Annotated in this window: 15 protein-coding genes; 4 read left to right on the top strand and 11 right to left on the bottom strand. The window is 65.8% G+C overall.

Going from position 1 to position 14,919, the window contains the following annotated elements:
- Positions 1–223 precede the first annotated feature (223 nt).
- The 11 genes from B5G12_RS12285 to B5G12_RS12240 form a co-directional block, all read right to left on the bottom strand.
- A complete protein-coding gene (locus B5G12_RS12285) occupies positions 224–1,186 on the bottom strand; it encodes a helix-turn-helix transcriptional regulator (protein ID WP_087325115.1) in 963 nt (320 codons plus the stop codon).
- A 22-nt stretch (positions 1,187–1,208) separates the two neighbouring features.
- Positions 1,209–2,072 (bottom strand): prephenate dehydrogenase, encoded by an 864-nt coding sequence (locus B5G12_RS12280; RefSeq protein ID WP_087325113.1) that lies wholly within the window; start codon positions 2,070–2,072, stop codon positions 1,209–1,211.
- Positions 2,065–3,327: a 3-phosphoshikimate 1-carboxyvinyltransferase gene (aroA, locus tag B5G12_RS12275; protein WP_087325111.1), complete on the bottom strand. Its 1,263-nt coding sequence runs from the start codon at positions 3,325–3,327 to the stop codon at positions 2,065–2,067. Before aroA ends, B5G12_RS12280 begins: the two co-directional genes overlap by 8 nt.
- 3 nt (positions 3,328–3,330) lie before the next feature.
- Positions 3,331–4,347 (bottom strand): 3-deoxy-7-phosphoheptulonate synthase, encoded by a 1,017-nt coding sequence (gene aroF, locus B5G12_RS12270; protein WP_087325109.1) that lies wholly within the window; start codon positions 4,345–4,347, stop codon positions 3,331–3,333.
- A gap of 81 nt (positions 4,348–4,428) precedes the next feature.
- On the bottom strand, positions 4,429–5,688 hold the full coding sequence (locus B5G12_RS12265; RefSeq protein ID WP_087325108.1) for a shikimate kinase: 1,260 nt from the start codon (positions 5,686–5,688) through the stop codon (positions 4,429–4,431).
- Entirely contained in the window at positions 5,689–6,834 is a 1,146-nt protein-coding gene (gene aroC, locus B5G12_RS12260; RefSeq protein ID WP_087325107.1) for a chorismate synthase, read from the bottom strand. It lies immediately after the preceding gene.
- Positions 6,835–6,836: 2 nt separating this feature from the next.
- Positions 6,837–7,883: a 3-dehydroquinate synthase gene (locus B5G12_RS12255; protein WP_087325106.1), complete on the bottom strand. Its 1,047-nt coding sequence runs from the start codon at positions 7,881–7,883 to the stop codon at positions 6,837–6,839.
- Positions 7,880–8,950 carry a bifunctional chorismate mutase/prephenate dehydratase gene (locus B5G12_RS12250; RefSeq protein ID WP_087325105.1) on the bottom strand — a complete coding sequence of 357 codons (1,071 nt, stop codon included), beginning with the start codon at positions 8,948–8,950 and terminating at the stop codon, positions 7,880–7,882. Before B5G12_RS12250 ends, B5G12_RS12255 begins: the two co-directional genes overlap by 4 nt.
- A 189-nt stretch (positions 8,951–9,139) precedes the next feature.
- Positions 9,140–9,304, bottom strand: coding sequence for a hypothetical protein (locus tag B5G12_RS14670; protein ID WP_158098359.1), 165 nt, complete (start codon positions 9,302–9,304; stop codon positions 9,140–9,142).
- A gap of 2 nt (positions 9,305–9,306) precedes the next feature.
- The gene (locus B5G12_RS12245; RefSeq protein WP_087325104.1) at positions 9,307–10,065 is read right to left on the bottom strand and encodes a hypothetical protein; all 759 of its coding nucleotides are present in this window, start codon (positions 10,063–10,065) and stop codon (positions 9,307–9,309) included.
- An 18-nt stretch (positions 10,066–10,083) separates the two neighbouring features.
- Positions 10,084–10,842: a lysophospholipid acyltransferase family protein gene (locus B5G12_RS12240; RefSeq protein WP_242956033.1), complete on the bottom strand. Its 759-nt coding sequence runs from the start codon at positions 10,840–10,842 to the stop codon at positions 10,084–10,086.
- A gap of 239 nt (positions 10,843–11,081) precedes the next feature.
- On the opposite strand from B5G12_RS12240, the gene B5G12_RS12235 reads away from it, so the two are divergent.
- The 4 genes from B5G12_RS12235 (at position 11,082) to B5G12_RS12220 (ending at position 14,854) form a co-directional block, all read left to right on the top strand.
- Entirely contained in the window at positions 11,082–11,927 is an 846-nt protein-coding gene (locus B5G12_RS12235) for a YesL family protein (protein ID WP_087325103.1), read from the top strand.
- 25 nt (positions 11,928–11,952) lie between these two features.
- Positions 11,953–13,314: a cysteine peptidase family C39 domain-containing protein gene (locus B5G12_RS12230; protein ID WP_087325102.1), complete on the top strand. Its 1,362-nt coding sequence runs from the start codon at positions 11,953–11,955 to the stop codon at positions 13,312–13,314.
- Between the two features lie 52 nt (positions 13,315–13,366).
- Positions 13,367–13,972: a cytidylate kinase-like family protein gene (locus B5G12_RS12225; protein WP_087233321.1), complete on the top strand. Its 606-nt coding sequence runs from the start codon at positions 13,367–13,369 to the stop codon at positions 13,970–13,972.
- Between the two features lie 189 nt (positions 13,973–14,161).
- Complete coding sequence (locus B5G12_RS12220; protein ID WP_087325101.1) at positions 14,162–14,854, top strand: HdeD family acid-resistance protein; 693 nt, start codon at positions 14,162–14,164, stop codon at positions 14,852–14,854.
- The last annotated feature ends 65 nt before the right edge of the window (positions 14,855–14,919 follow it).

Genomic DNA, 14,919 nt, shown 5'->3' with positions numbered 1-14,919 from the left:
AGACCCAAAACAGGTTCAAAGGAAGGTCCTTTCCTTTGTGTGCCTATCATAACATACCCCCCCCGGTGTCAAGACCCAATTTCAAATTTTCCCTTTTTTTCTTTATTTTCTTTAGTTCGTGTACTCTAACTTTGTGCGTCGGGGATCTGGAGGCAGCAAAAAAGCGCCCCGCGAAAGCGGGGCGCATCCAGCAGATTATTGGTCCAGTTTTGCGGCTGGGCGTTCAGCACCCATAGACATCGGCCATGCGGCGGCTCAGCAGGGCCAGGCGGGCGCGTACTTCTGCCGGGGCGGTGACCACCACTTTGCCCTCGAACCCGCACACCCAGCCCAAAAAGGGCCCGCTGACGCAGACGGGGGTGGTGAAGTGGAAACTGCCGTCCGGCTCGTCGATCAGGATGGTCTCCCGGCCAAAGCGGTCCAGCATGGCCTCCCGCAGCTCGGGAGCGCAGCGCAAGGTCACCCTGTATTCGGGGCCGCCGTACATATTGAAGTGCTTTTTCAGGTACGCCGGCAGGTTGAAGTTCTCATGCAGAGCGCTGCCGGCGCAGGGCTTGTCCTGCAGCACCTGCACACGGCTCATGCGGTCCACACGGTAATGCCGCACCCCCGCCTTGCTGTCATACTCCTGGTAGGCGATCAGATAATAGCTGCCGCCGTCCCAGGCCAGCTGCCAGGGGCTGACCGTGTGGTCCTTGCCGTTGGCATAGTGGAAAGACACCTGCCGCCCGGCGTTGATGGCCTCGTGCAAAGCGTCGATGCTGTAAAGGATCTGGGGGTTTTGGCTGCGGGGCCGGCCCGCCACATACACCTGGCGCTGCAGCTGGGCGGCCTGGTAGTGGGAGGCCAGCTGCTCCAGCTTGCCGATCAGAGCGCCCGTCTTTTCCTGGGGAATGAACCGGCAGCTCTGCACCGCATCCACCAGCAGCTTGAGCTCGGCCAGCTCAAAGGTGCGGTGGGCCAGCCAGTAACCGCCGCCCCGGCCCCGCTGCAAAAGGATCTCATAGCCCATCTCCCGCAGCGCATCGATGTCGGTGTAGATGCTCTTGCGCTCACAGGGGATGCCCTGGGCCTCCAGCTTTTCGGCCAGCTGAGGCACCGTCAGGCGGTGGGCCTCGTCGGTCTCGCTTTCAAAAATGCGCACAAGAGCCAGCAGCTTGCGCTTCTGCTTTTCCTGTCTGGCCATAGCCTCCCCCTCCTTTGCAGGGTCAATCGGGCAGTTTTTTGTCAAACATGGCCCGCCGCTGGGTGGAAAGCCGGAACATCTCCTCCAGCCCGGCCCGGTCTCCCGCGGCCAGGGCCGCACGCAGCTGACCCAGCGCCCCCTCGAACTGGTCGATCTCCGCGATCAGGTTGTCTTTGTTCCACAGGAACAGTTCCGACCACATCGTCTCGTTGATCCTGGCGATGCGGGTCAGGTCCCGGAACGAGTCGCCCGTGTATTCGCACAGGGCGGCATTGTCGTTGGCGCACATCAGGCTGACGGCAATGGCATGGCACAGCTGGCTGACATAGCCGATCATCCGGTCGTGCTCCTCCACCGTCAGGGTCGAAATATGCCGGAACCCCAGCACCTGGGCCAGCTCCGTGATCCAGACGATGGCCCGGGGGGTATTCTTCGGGGTGGGGGTGATGATGAAGTTGGCGGGGCCAAAGTTGACCTCGGCGGCGTGCTCCACGCTGGAAGTCTCCCGGCCCGCCATGGGATGGCTGGGGATGAACTCCACCCCCGGAGGGCACATCTCCTGGATGGGCCCTACCAGGCCCGTCTTGACCCCCGACACATCGGTAAAGATGCACCCGGGCTTGATCCGGCGGCCATACGTCCCAAACCACTCCAGCAGGGTGGTGGGGTACAGGCCAAAGATGATGTGGTCGGCCTGGGCCACCAGGTCCTCGAAGTCATGGGTCTTGCCGCTGCGGATATAGCCCTTGTCCAAAGCGTATTGCAGGTGCTTTTCGCTGCGGTTGATGCCGTCCACATGGAACCCGGCTTTGGTCAGCTCCAGGGCGTATTTGCCGCCCAGAAGCCCCAGACCCACGATCAGGTAGCGCTCCGACTTGTCAAGCATACAGTTCCACCTCCACCCCCAGCTGCCTGACGGCAGCAAAGAAATCCGGCCAGCTCTTATCCACTGCCTCAGCCCCCTCGATGCAGACGGGCAGCCGCGCGGCTGCGGCCAGCACCGTCAGGCTCATGACCACCCGGTGGTCATTGTGGCCGCTGAGGGGCACGGCGGGCGGATGCAGGGGCCCGCCCTCGATCCACACGGTGCCGCCCTCGCTCCGGATGCAGCCGCCCAGCTTGCGCAGTTCCTGCTCCATGGCGGCGATGCGGTCGCTCTCCTTCAGGCGCAGGCGGCCTGCGTTGCGGATGACCGTCCGGCCCCGGCACAGCAGCCCCATGGCCATCAGGACGGGGCCCAGGTCGGGGCAGTCGGCCAGATCGATCTCCACGCCGTGCAGGGGGCTTTTTGCAAAGCGGAAGCCCTCCGCGCCCCGCTGCGCGCCGCAGCGGTCCAGGATCCGGCCGATCACCGCGTCCCCCTGCAGGGTATCGGCGGCCAGCCCGGTGACCGTCACGTCCCCGGCCAGGGCCCCCAGCACCGCCGGGAAGGCGGCCTGGCTCCAGTCCCCCTCCACCGTGATGTCCCGGGGCAGGTAACGCTGCCGGCCGGGCACCAGGAGGGTGGCCGCATCCAGCCAGCGGCTCTCCACCCCAAACAGGGCCTGGGCGGCCCGGGTCATCTCGATGTAGCTGCGGCTCTCCACCGGGGGACGCAGCCGCAGAGTACTGTCCCCGTCCAGCAGGGGCAGGGCAAACAGCAGCCCGCTGACGAACTGGCTGGACACATCCCCCGCCAGCTCGTATTCCCCCGCAGCCAGGGGCCCCGCCACCGTCAAAGTGCCGCCGTCCTGCTCAAACCGGAGGCCCCGCCGGGCAAACAGCTCCCGGTACACGCTCTGGGGCCGCTGCATCAGCCGGCCCCGCCCGGTGAAGGTGACCGCCCGCCCCGACAGCGCCGCCAGCGGGATCAGAAAGCGCAGGGTGCTGCCGCTCTCGCAGCAGTCCACCGGGGCGGCCGGGCAGGCCAGGACAGCCGGTCCGGTCACATGGGCCCAGCCCGCCCCCAGCTCCACCTGCGCCCCAAAGGCGGCTGCGGCGGCCAGGGTGGCGTCGATGTCCTGGCTGTGGGCCAGGTTGTCCACCCGGCTGGTCCCCCCGGCCAGGGCCGCGCAGAGCAGCGCCCTGTGGGCCATGCTCTTGCTGGGGGGCGCGGCCAGAGTCCCACGGATGGGGCCCCCCGGCCTGATCTCGGCCCGCATGGGTCACATATCCCGGCCAATGGCCCATGCCACCTGGCGGCACTTGGCCATGGCCTGGGCAAAGGCGTCGGGGGTCAGGCACTGGGCGCCGTCGCTCCAGGCGTGCTGGGGGTCATAGTGGACCTCCACCTCCAGGCCGTCGGCCCCGGCGGCCACCGCCGCGATCATCATGGGCTCCACCAGATGGGACTTGCCGGTGGCGTGGCTGGGGTCCACCACCACGGGCAGATGGGTCTTTTCGTGGATGATGGGCACCGCCGACAGGTCCAGGGTGTTGCGGGTGTACTTTTCAAAGGTGCGGATGCCCCGCTCGCAGAGGATGACGTTCTCATTGCCGCCGGCCATGATGTATTCGGCGCTCATGATCCACTCCTCGATGGTGTTGCACAGGCCCCGCTTGAGCAGCACCGGCTTGTGCATCTTGCCCACCGCCTTGAGCAGCTGGAAGTTCTGCATATTGCGGGCGCCGATCTGGACCACGTCCACATACTCCTCAAACTCGGGGATGCGGTCCTCGCTCATCAGCTCGGAGACGATGGGCAGGCCGGTGGCCTCCCGCGCCTTGACCATGTCCAGGATGCCCTCGGTCTCGAGGCCCTGGAACGAGTAGGGGGAGGTGCGGGGCTTGTAGGCGCCGCCCCGGAACAGGGCAGCGCCCCCTGCCTTGACGCTGGAGGCGATCCGTTTGGCCTGCTCCTCGTTCTCGATGCTGCAGGGGCCGGCCATTACCGCGATCTTCTCATGGCCGCCGATCTTGACCCCGCCGCAGTCGATCACCGAATCCTCGGGGTGGAACAGGCGGTTGGCCCGCTTGTAGGGGGCCGACACGCGGGTGACGTTGTCCACCCAGGGGTTGGCCAGGATGTCCCGCTCGTCCAGCTTGGTGGTGTCGCCCACCAGGCCAAAGACATTGTAATCGGTGCCCGAGATCAGGGTCACCGACAGGCCCTGCTTTTCAAATTTGTCAACGATCCGGTCCAGTTCTTCCTGGGGCGTGCCTTTTTTGGTCGAAATAATCATGGGTGTTGGTTTCCTTTCTCTGCTTTTATTTTCCCTCTCTGCCGCATCGGCCATCCTGCCGTGCGTTCGAAAAGAAATACCTCATTCATGGGCAAACAGGTCCTCCAGGGCGTCCAGCGCCCGGCTGACTGCCTGCTGCACCGTGCCGTCGTTGGGAATGACGGCGTCCGCCGCCCCCAGATAAAAGGGCCGGCGCTCCTTTTCCATCTGCCGCAGCGCCTCGGGGCTGGAGGACAGGGGCCGTCCGCCCCCCACCGTCAGCTCCTCCAGGGGCCGGTCGATGAACAGGACCACCCCGTTCTGCCGCAAAGCCCGGATGTTGGCGGCGTTTTTGACGATGCCGCCCCCGCAGGAGATCAGCAGGCCGCTCTCTTTGCCAAAGCGGGCCGCCTGTTCGGCTTCCCGCCGGCGGAACCCCGCCTCTCCCTCGGCGGCAAAAAGGTCCGGGATGCTCCGGCCCGCCGCCCGGACGATCTCCTCGTCCAGGTCCACAAAGGTGCGGCCCAGCTTTTCTGCCAGCAGCCGGCCCAGGGTGGTCTTGCCGCTGGAGGGCATCCCCACCAGGGACACGTTCAGGATATCCCTGCGCAGGTCCGCGGTGCCCCGGCGGATCGTTTCTTCCCGGTCCGCAAAGGCAGTGTCCAGGAAATATTCCGCCGCATACACCGCCTGGGCCACCAGCATTTCCAGGCCGCAGGCCCGCACCGGCACCCCGGCCTCTCCGGCCCGCAGCAGCAGCTCGGTGCGGACGGGGTTGTACACCACATCCAGCACCGCCTCCATCCCCCGCAGGGCGTCGGTGTCCAGCAGGCAGGTCCCCACATCGGGGTACATCCCCGCCGGGGTGGTATTGATCAGGATCTGTCCCCCCGCACCGGCGGCCTCCCGGTAGGACAGCTGGCCGGGGCCGGGCTTCCGGCTGACGGTGAGCACCCGGGCGGCCCCGGCATCCCGGGCCACGGCGGCCACCGTATTGTGGGTGCCTCCGGTGCCCAGGATCAGCACGGTGCGGCCCCGGAAGTCCACCCCGTGGCTGCGGCACAGATGGGCAAAGCCCATAAAGTCGGTGTTGTAGCCGTACAGCCTGCCGTCCCGGTTGACCACCGTGTTCACTGCGCCGATGGCGGCGGCCCGGGGGTCCACCTGGTCGCAGGCATCCATCGCCAGCCGCTTGTAAGGGATGGTGACGTTGACGGCCCGGAAGGGGCGTTCTTCCAAAAAGCGGCGCGCCTCCGCCTCGGTGGGCAGGGCAAGCAGCTGGTAGTCATAGCCGCACAGCCGCTGGTGGATGATCTTGGAGTAGGAGTGTCCCAGTCGGGAACCGATCAGACCGTATTCCATTCAGCGGGCCTCCTCTCGATAGGCATCGGGGCGCGTCATCCAGCTCTCGCCATAGCGCGCGCAGAGCAGGTCCCCCACCGCCACGGCGGCGGCGCAGGTCTGGACGATGGCCGCCCGGGGCACGATGCAGGGGTCATGCCGCCCCTTGATGGACAGCAGCGCGTTCTGTTGCGCGGTGTAATCCACCGTCCGCTGCTGCTGGTAGATGCTGGGGGTGGGCTTGACGGCGGTGCGGAACACCACCGGCATCCCGTTGGCCAGCCCCCCGTTGATGCCGGCGTTGTGGTTGGTCTCGGTCCGGATCCGCCCCTCTTCGTCGATGCGGAAGGGGTCGTTGGCCTGGCTGCCCCGCATGGCTGCAAAACCGAAGCCGGACCCGAACTCGATTCCCTTGACCGCCGGCACCGCAAAGGCCATATGGGCCAGCTTGCTCTCCACGCTGTCAAAGAAGGGTTCGCCCACGCCGGCGGGCAGGCCCAGGATGGCGGTCTCCAAAATGCCGCCCACGCTGTCCCCCTCGGCGCCCGCCGCCCGGATGGCGTCCTGCATGGGGGCCTGTACGCCGGGGTCCAGCAGGGCAAAGTCCGCCCCGCGGCCGTCCAGCGTCCGGAACTGCCGGACCAGGGCCTCCCCGTCATCCGCCGCAAAGGGGCTGTCGTCTATCCCGGCGCACTGGGCGATGTGGGTGGCGATGCGCACCCCCGCCCGCTCCAGCGCCTGGAGGACGATGGCGCCCCCCGCCACCAGGCCGGCGGTGATCCGGCCCGAAAAGTGCCCGCCGCCCCGGGCGTCCTGGAACCCGCCGTACCGTGCAAAGGCGGTATAATCCGCATGGCCGGGCCGCAGCAGGGAAGCCATGGCGGCGTAGTCGGCGCTGCGGGTGTTCCGGTTCTCGATCATCAGGGCGATGGGGGTGCCGGTGGTGTGGCCCTGGACCACGCCCGACAGCACCCGCACCTCGTCCGCCTCCACCCGGGCGGTGGACAGGCCGTCCCCGCGGGCCCGGCGGCGGTCCATGCAGGCGGCAACCGCCTGCTCGTCCACCGGCACGCCGGCGGCCATCCCGTCCAGCACGGCCCCGATGGCCGCGCCGTGGCTCTCCCCAAACAGGGTCAGGCTGAGGCAGTCCCCATAGGTGTTCTTCATCTTCAGCCCTCCAGGCCCAGCAGGGAGCGCAGGCTCTCCACCGGGATGGTGTCGGCCCGCCAGCAGCCCAGACCCGGCACCTTGATGACGGTGATCTTGCCGCCCTGGGCCTTCTTGTCATGGAGCATCTCGGCGTAGACCTTCTCCTTGTCAAAGCCGGCGCGCACCGGCAGGCCCAGGCGGCGGTAGACCGCCCGGGTGCGGCGGCGCAGGCTGTTGCTCTCGATCATGGGCAGCATCCCCAGGGCCACGCACTCGCCGTGGTACAATCCCACCTTGCGGCGGCCCTTGATGCCCTTGACCGCCTCGATGCCGTGGCCGATGGTATGTCCAAAGTTGAGGGCGCGGCGGGCGCCGTGCTCGGTCTCGTCCGCCTCCACGATGCCCTTCTTGAACTGGAGGCTGCGGTAGATGATCTGGTCGATGTCCGCATCCACGTCCCCCGTCTCGAACAGTTCAAACAGCTCGGGGTCGGCCAGCAGGCCGGCCTTGATGGCCTCGGCCAGACCGTTGATGTAGTGGCGGCGGGGAAGGGTGGACAGGGTGTCGGCGTCCACCACCACCACCCTGGGCTGCCAGAAGGCGCCCACCACGTTCTTGGTGTCCCCCAGGTCCACGGCGGTCTTGCCGCCGATGGAGGAATCGATCATGGACAGGGTGGTGGTGGGGCAGTTGATGAAATCGATGCCCCGCATATAGACGGCCGCCGCAAAGCCGGCCAGGTCTCCCACCACGCCGCCGCCCACGGCCACCACCAGATCGCCCCGGCCCATGCCGAACGCCAGCATCTGCTGCAGCACCGACTCCAGCGTGCGGAGGCACTTGCTGCCCTCGCCCTGGGGCACCGTAATGATCACGGCCTCGCGGCACTGGTCGGCCACCTGGCGGGCATACACCGGGGGCACCCCGCTGTCGGTGACCACCGCCACCCGGCGGTTCAGGTCGGCCAGCTGGTACAGGTTCTGAAGGGCGCCCCGCCGCAGGGTGATGTCGTAACTGCGGGGGCCCAGGTTCATGGTCAGCTTGCTGCCAAATGTGGCTTCACTCATTTTGTATACACTCCTAACATCCGTACCGTCCGGCAGGTGCGGTCCAGCTCCCGCAGCAGGGCCTCGCTCTCGGCCCTGGCGGGGTCGCCCACCAGCTCGGCATAAAAATAATATTCAAAGGGCACATGGGGCATGGGCCGGCTCTTGATCGACTCCATATTGAAGCCGGAAGCGCCGATCTTCTGGATCACCTCGGCCAGCTTGCCGGGCTTGTTGTCCACCGTGAACAGCAAAGAAAACCGGTTGCCTTTGGCGGGCCGCTCTTTGCTGATGACGATGAAGCGGGTGGTGTTGTCCCCGTCGGCGTTGATGTCGGGCACCAGCACCTCCAGCCCGTACAGGGCGGCGGTCTCCCGGCTGGCGATGGCCGCCCGGGAGGGGTCGCCGCTCTCGGCCACATATTTGGCGGCCATGGCGGTGTTGGCCATGGCGGTGCAGGGCAGCTGCATCTGTTTCAAAAAGGTCTCGCTCTGGGCGATGGCCTGCTGATGGCTGTACACATGGCGCACCGCCGTGAGGGGGGTGCCGGGGAGCACCAGCAGGTTCTGATGCACCGGCAGGTCGTACACCTGCACCACCCACAGCTCGGGGTGGCGGTAGCACAGGTCCAGCACCGCTGAAACATCCCCGGCATGGCTGTTCTCAAAGGGCACCACGCCCCGGGCCGCATCCCCCGCCGAGACCCGGGCGAACACCTCGTCCCAGGTGGGGCAGCTGACCGCCTCGGCGTGGGGGAACAGCTGGCGCAGGGCGATGTGGGCAAACGCCCCCTCCACCCCCTGGTAGGCCACCCGGTTGCGGCCCAGCAGCAGGGCCTCATACTGGCGCGCCACCTCCATCCGGTTGCGCACATGGTCCAGGTAATAGGGCCGCAGGGCCGGGTCCTGGATCCGGTCCGCCGCCTTTTGCAGCACCTGCTCTTCCCGGGCCGGGTCGTGGATGGGCAGGCCGTGGGCCTGCTTGTAGCGCGCCACCTGCACCACCGCCCGCATCCGCCGTTCAAACAGGGCGGCCAGCTGCGCGTCCACCGCGTCGATCTCCTGACGGGCCTGCTCCAGCTCGTCCATACGAGGTCACTCCCTTCGTTTCGTTCATGTCTCATTCCCCTGTGGTTCGATCTGCTTTATCAGTATACCATACTTGAGGGCGTGAGACAATCGCGCCGCCGGCAGTTTTCGGCCCCCCGCATCCCTCAAAAAACAGGAAAATGCCCAACAAAAAACGCCCTGTCCGCTGTTTGCGGACAGAGCGTGTTCTTACTTTGGGTCTTTCTCCCGGCGGCGCAGGCAGGACAGGCTGGGGGTGGGGGTATACACTCGGCCATAGGGGTTATCCAGCTCCGCCGGGCGGGGCGGCGCCGGGACAGGCGCCGGGGCAGGGGCAGCCGGCTTTTTCCACCGGCGCAGCAGGCGCAGGCGCATCTTCACTCCGCAGCGGCGGTGGAGACGGCGCCGGCGGTCAGTTTGTCCCACAGAGGCTCCCCCGGTGCGATGCTGTCCGCCGCGCCCTGGTTCCATGCGCCCCGGAATGCCACATAGAACTGGCTCATATACTCCTGGCTGTCCCCCGTGCCGTTCTGGGTGGCGTCGGGGCCATAGCTGCCCAGGTCCAGCCCGGTGAGGACCGGGCAGTCGGTCCAGCGGTAGACCATGTTCCACCAGTCACTGTCGCTGTCCCCCGCCGGCAAAGTGCCGTCCAGATACCGCAGCGCGCCGGTGTTCTCCTCAAAGCCTGCTGGGTCATAGAGGATGAAGATGGAGCTGAGGGCCCCCTGGACGTCGGCAGCCAGGCGGGTGGTGCCCGCCATGGTCATGTAGGCGTCGGTGTCCGACTGGTCGTCCCCGCTGTAATCCAGGGTGTAGACGTTGACCGTCACGTTCACCGCGCCGTCCCCGTTCAGGTCCTCCCCAAAGGCGGCCAGCTGCTGCTGCAGGGCGTCCACCGTATCCTCCGGCAGGTAGTAGGGGGCCACCACCCCGATGTTGTAGTCGGGGTGCACCGTAAAGAAATACTGCCCGATGAAGCAGTAGCCCACAAAGCCCACCGCAATGGCGGCCACCACCACCCACTTGAGGTTGTAGTCCCACCAGTTGTTCCACCGTTCCCGGCGGGTATACTGCCGCCGGGCCCGGGGGCGCAGGTCTTCTTCTTTGATGTCGCGTTCGTACCGGTAGCTTGCCATAAGCCTTGTTCTCCCTTATTACAGGACGGTCTGGTCCAGGCGGCTCAGGGTGGCCATGATGTTCTGCCGGACCGCCTCGGGCAGCTGGCGCTGCTCCTCTTTGCTCATGCCGGCGGTCTGGATGGCGGGCAGGATGGTGACCCGCACCGACCCCGGGTGGACGATGTAATTGTGGCTCTCATAGAGGGCCCGGGCGCCGCTGATGGCCACCGGCACCACAGGCGCCCCCGTCTTGATGGCGATGCGGAAAGCCCCGGCCTTGAACTCGCCCACGCCTCCTTCTTCGCCCTTATAGCGGGTGCCCTCGGGGAAGATCACAAAGCTCTCTCCGCCGCGCACGATGGCGGCCCCGTCCTTCAGGGCCTGCAGGGAGGCCCGCACATCATCCCGCTCCACATACAGGCAGCCCAGCAGCTTCATCCACCGGCTCAGCAGGGGGATGCGGGACAGTTCCTTTTTGGCCAGCAGGCCGTGGGGCTTGTCCAGGGCGACCAGCATCAGGGGGATGTCGAAATAGCTGCGATGGTTGCCCACAAAGACCACCGGCCCGCCGGTGGGGATCCGCTCACGGCCTTCCACCGTCAGCTGTACCCCGCCCATCCACAGCAGCCCCCGGCACCAGCGGGGGATATGCTTGTCCACCAGCTGGCGCACTTTGGCCCGGTCGCCGGCGGCCTGGGCCTTCTCGCCCTGGCGCAGGACAGGGTAGAACAGCAGCATATAGCCGAACATATAGGCATACATCGCGATGGTGCGCAAAACATACAGGATCTTCAAACAACTGACCTCCCATCGGTCACAATACTCTCATGTCATTTTCCCGTTAAAACACATCTATTGTAGCACAGTTGCAGCCAAAATGGGAGATGGAAACAGTTTTTTTACAAAACCACACCGCCGGGGGTCTTGCAAAATCGGCCCAATGCAGGTATTATGTAAGATGAATAAAAGCATCGGTGATTTGCTTTTGTATGCCGGGCGGTTTTCACAGCCGCCCACAGAGAGGGACAAGAGAAATGGGACTTTTTCCAAGCGCGGATGATTTCAAGGCCGGGCACGGCATCCAGAAGGACGCTCCCCGCAAGACGGGTGTGGGCCGCTTTTTCGAGCTGCTGGGCCGCGACATGAACGGTATGTTCCTGGCAAACCTGCTGGCCTGCCTGGGCTTTCTGCCGGTGATCTGCCTGGTCTACATCGGTTTTTTGATGAACAACCTGCCCGTTATGCTGGTCAGCGCCGCCGTGGGCGGCATCCTGGCGGGGCCTACCCTGGCCGGGGTCTACGACACGGTGCTGCGCGCCCTGCGGGATGAGCCGGGCTACTGGTGGACCACCTACCGCCGGGCCTTCCGGCAGAATTTCAAGGCCAGCATCCTGCCCGGCATCCTCTACTGTGTGGTGGTCACCGTGCAGATCTTCATGGTCTATTTCTGCTTCCATATGCTGGCTCAGGGGGTCAACGTGGGCACCGGCGTGTGGGTGGCCACCGTCCTCAACCTGGTGATCTTCCACATGATGTTCGCCTATATGTGGCCCCAGGTGGTGCTGCTGGAGCAGCCCCTGCGCCAGACACTGGCCAACAGCGTCCGGTGTATGCTGGCCTTTCTGCCCCATGCGCTGGCAGCCGCCATCGTGCAGGTGGTGTTCTGGGGCATCGTGATCCTGTGTATGCCCCTGGGCCTGCTGCTGATGGTGGTGTTCGGGTTCTGGTTCTCCTGCGAGGTGTGCTGCCAGATCGTGAGCGGCGACCTGGAGCGGGTGTTCCACATCGAAGAAAAGATCCGTGCCCGGAAGGACGCCGAGCTGGCCCAGGCCCTGGAAGCCGAAAAGGCCGCTTCCTCCGGCACAGGCAGCGACGTGTGAGCGCCGCAGAAGGGAAGGCCCCAGGATGGAACAAAAGAACAACCTGGTCCTGCAGGGGACCGAGACCTTTTCCCGGGGGGCGCTGGACAACGTAGCCCTGGAGAACGGGTGTCTGGTGCTGGACAGCTCTGCAGGGCGGTATCTGCCCTATGGCAGCTACACTTCCCCCGAGCTGGCCATGCCCGCTTTCTGCAACCTGAACGTGAGCTGGAACGCCCTGGCTCCCGACAACACCATGCTGGAGGTGCGCTGCCGGGTATACGCCGGCGGGGACTGGACCGGCTGGATGAGCTTTGGCAAATGGGCCCCGGGCTATCCCCGGCGCAGCGTCCACACCCAGACCGACGACGGGCTGGTGTTCCTGATGGGGGACACCGTCACGGTGGCGGTGCCCGGAGGCGGCACCGGCATCCAGCTGCAAGTGAACCTTTCCTCCAACGACGGGCGGGTGACCCCCGCGGTGCGGCTGCTGGCCGCCGCCGTGCGGCCCCTGTCCTGGGAGCGGCAGGAGGGCGCCATCATCAACCGGCGGCTCTACCTGCCCGAATACAGCCTGGCCGGCCGTGACCCCAGCTTTGGCCGGGACATGGATCTCTCACTGGTGATCGCCTCCCTGATGAACCGCTGGGGGGAGGACATCCTGCCGGAGGAAGTGGCCTACACCATGCTGGACAACGCCACCACCGGCATCCACAACGCCGCCTATGCCGTGGCTGCCGCCGGCTGCTGCGGCTATTCCAGTTGGCAGGCCTGGCTGGATCTGAAGGACCTGCGGGCCCAGATCCACGACGGCTGTTCGGTGGGTGTGGAGATGGAGACCCGCCTGACCGGCCAGCAGGAGCCGGTGCGGGTATGGATGGCCCTGCGGGGCTTTGGCCACGACGACGAGGTCCTGGCAAACTTCGTGGTGCTCAACGACCCCACCGCCCCGGGCGACGGGGCCGTGGCCCGCACCATGTCCATCACCGATTTTCTGCGCTACTTCACCGGGCGGGCCATCATCCTGCGGCCCAAGCCCCGCACCTTTTCCGCTACGCGGCCCCGCCGGTTCCGCTGCGGGCTGGAAGCGGGGGAAGACGGGGAGTGGTTCTTTACCCAGAAAGGGGCCAGGGACCCCCTGCCGGAGGATTTCAACGGCTGGGTGGCCTGTACCCTGTACGACGGGGTGGCCCACGCCACCACCGCCCACAAGACCTTCCACCGCATGAAGCGGACCGCCGCAGGCGGGGTGTGCTTCCCCCAGGAAGTAGCCCAGGCCGGCGGGCGGTGCAGCATCTACGCGGTGGACCAGACCGGCAGTATGCGGGTGGCAGAGGTACAGCTGCCCCGCCCCGCAGCACAGCAAACCCCTGCAGAACAGCAGCCAGGCCCCGGCCCGGCTGTTTAAAGGAGGGCAGGCCTCCGGGCCGGCCCTTCCCAACAAGATGGGAGGAACGATTATGGCAAAAACGATCATCACTTTGAGCCGTGAGTATTGCACCGGCGGCCGCTACATCGCACAGGATGTGGCCGACGCGTTGGGCATCAAGCTCTATGACAAGGAGCTGATTACCATGGCAGCCAGGGACTCGGGCCTGTCGGAGGAGGCCGTGGCTGCCAGCGAGAAGCGCCATACCCACAGCCTGCTGTACAGCCTGTACACCATGGGCACCGACCTGCCCCTGAGCGACCAGGTGTTCATCCTGCAGAGCCGCATCATCAAGAAGCTGGCCGAGGAGGGCCCCTGCGTCATCCTGGGCCGCTGCGCCGACTATGTGCTGCGGGAGCGCACCGACGTGCTGCACGTCTTTGTCCACGCGCCCCTGGAGTGGCGGCGGGAGTATGCCAAGACCAACCCCATCGTCAAGGCCACCACCGAAAAGGGCATCCGGGACGAGATCGACAAGACCGACCGCCAGCGGGCCGCCTACTACAACTACTACACCCAGAACCGCTGGGGCGATGTGCACAACTACGACCTGAGCATCAACGCCGCCCTGGGCAAGGATGTCTGCGTCCAGATGATCCTGGCCGCCGTCAAGGCCAAAGAGGAATCGCTGGGCTGATGCTGTCCCCTGCGCGGGGACAGAGGAACGGCTTGCGGCATCGTTCAAAAGCGCCCGGGCAGAGCTTTGGGCGCCGGTGAGAGCAATGGGCAGGGTGCGGGCGCATTCCTGCCCATTTTCCGGCAAAGGGGCGGCCGGGGCCCCGCTGTGGCATACTGAAAGCAGACGGACAAAAAAGGAGGCGTCCCGATGAAAAATCTGAAATGGAACCTGATCCTGATGAGCCTGTTGTATCTTGGACTGGGCATCTTTTTGCTGGCGGTGCCCGGTGTGGCCCTGAACATCGTCTGCTATGCCCTGGGCGGGGTGGTGCTGGCCTGCGCCGCCGTCCAGCTGATCCGGTATTTTACGGTGGACCACAAAGTATTCCAGAGCTCCTTCACCCTGATCTCGGGGCTGGTGTGTCTGGGCCTGGGCGGCTTTCTGATCCTGCGCAGCGATATCGTGGTGCGGATCCTGCCGGTGGTATTCGGGCTGTTCGTGGTATTCGACAGCCTGGGCCGGCTGCAGAACGCCCTGGAGCTGCGCCGCTGCGGCTACCCCAGCTGGAAATGGTTCATCCTGCTGGCCCTGCTCAGCGTAGTACTGGGAGGCATCATGATCTTTGACCCCTTCGGCGCCATGGAGACTCTGGTCATGGGCATCGGCATCATCCTGCTGATCGAAGGCGCCTTCAACCTGGGCGGGGCCATCTACACCGCCCTGGCCATCCGGCGCTTCAACAAGCTGCACCCCGATACCCAGTCCACCCTCGAGCAGGTCACCGGCCTGGACCTGGACGGGGACGGGATGATCGGCGCCAGCCATGCCCCTGCGGACGCCGAGGCCACCGCCCGCGAGCTGGATACGGTGGATGAGAGCGCCGAGGTACACCAGGAGTGATCCCCGGTATCCGTTTTGAAACGCGTCCTGCCTGTACCTCACCGCGCAGACAGGACTTTTTTATG

Origin of the sequence: Faecalibacterium sp. An58 (genome assembly GCF_002161515.1) — a bacterium.
Classification (GTDB): Bacteria; Bacillota; Clostridia; order Oscillospirales; family Ruminococcaceae; genus Faecalibacterium; species Faecalibacterium avium.
The sequence above is the reverse complement of the archived record's forward strand: the minus strand, read 5'-3'. Positions and strand labels throughout refer to the sequence as shown.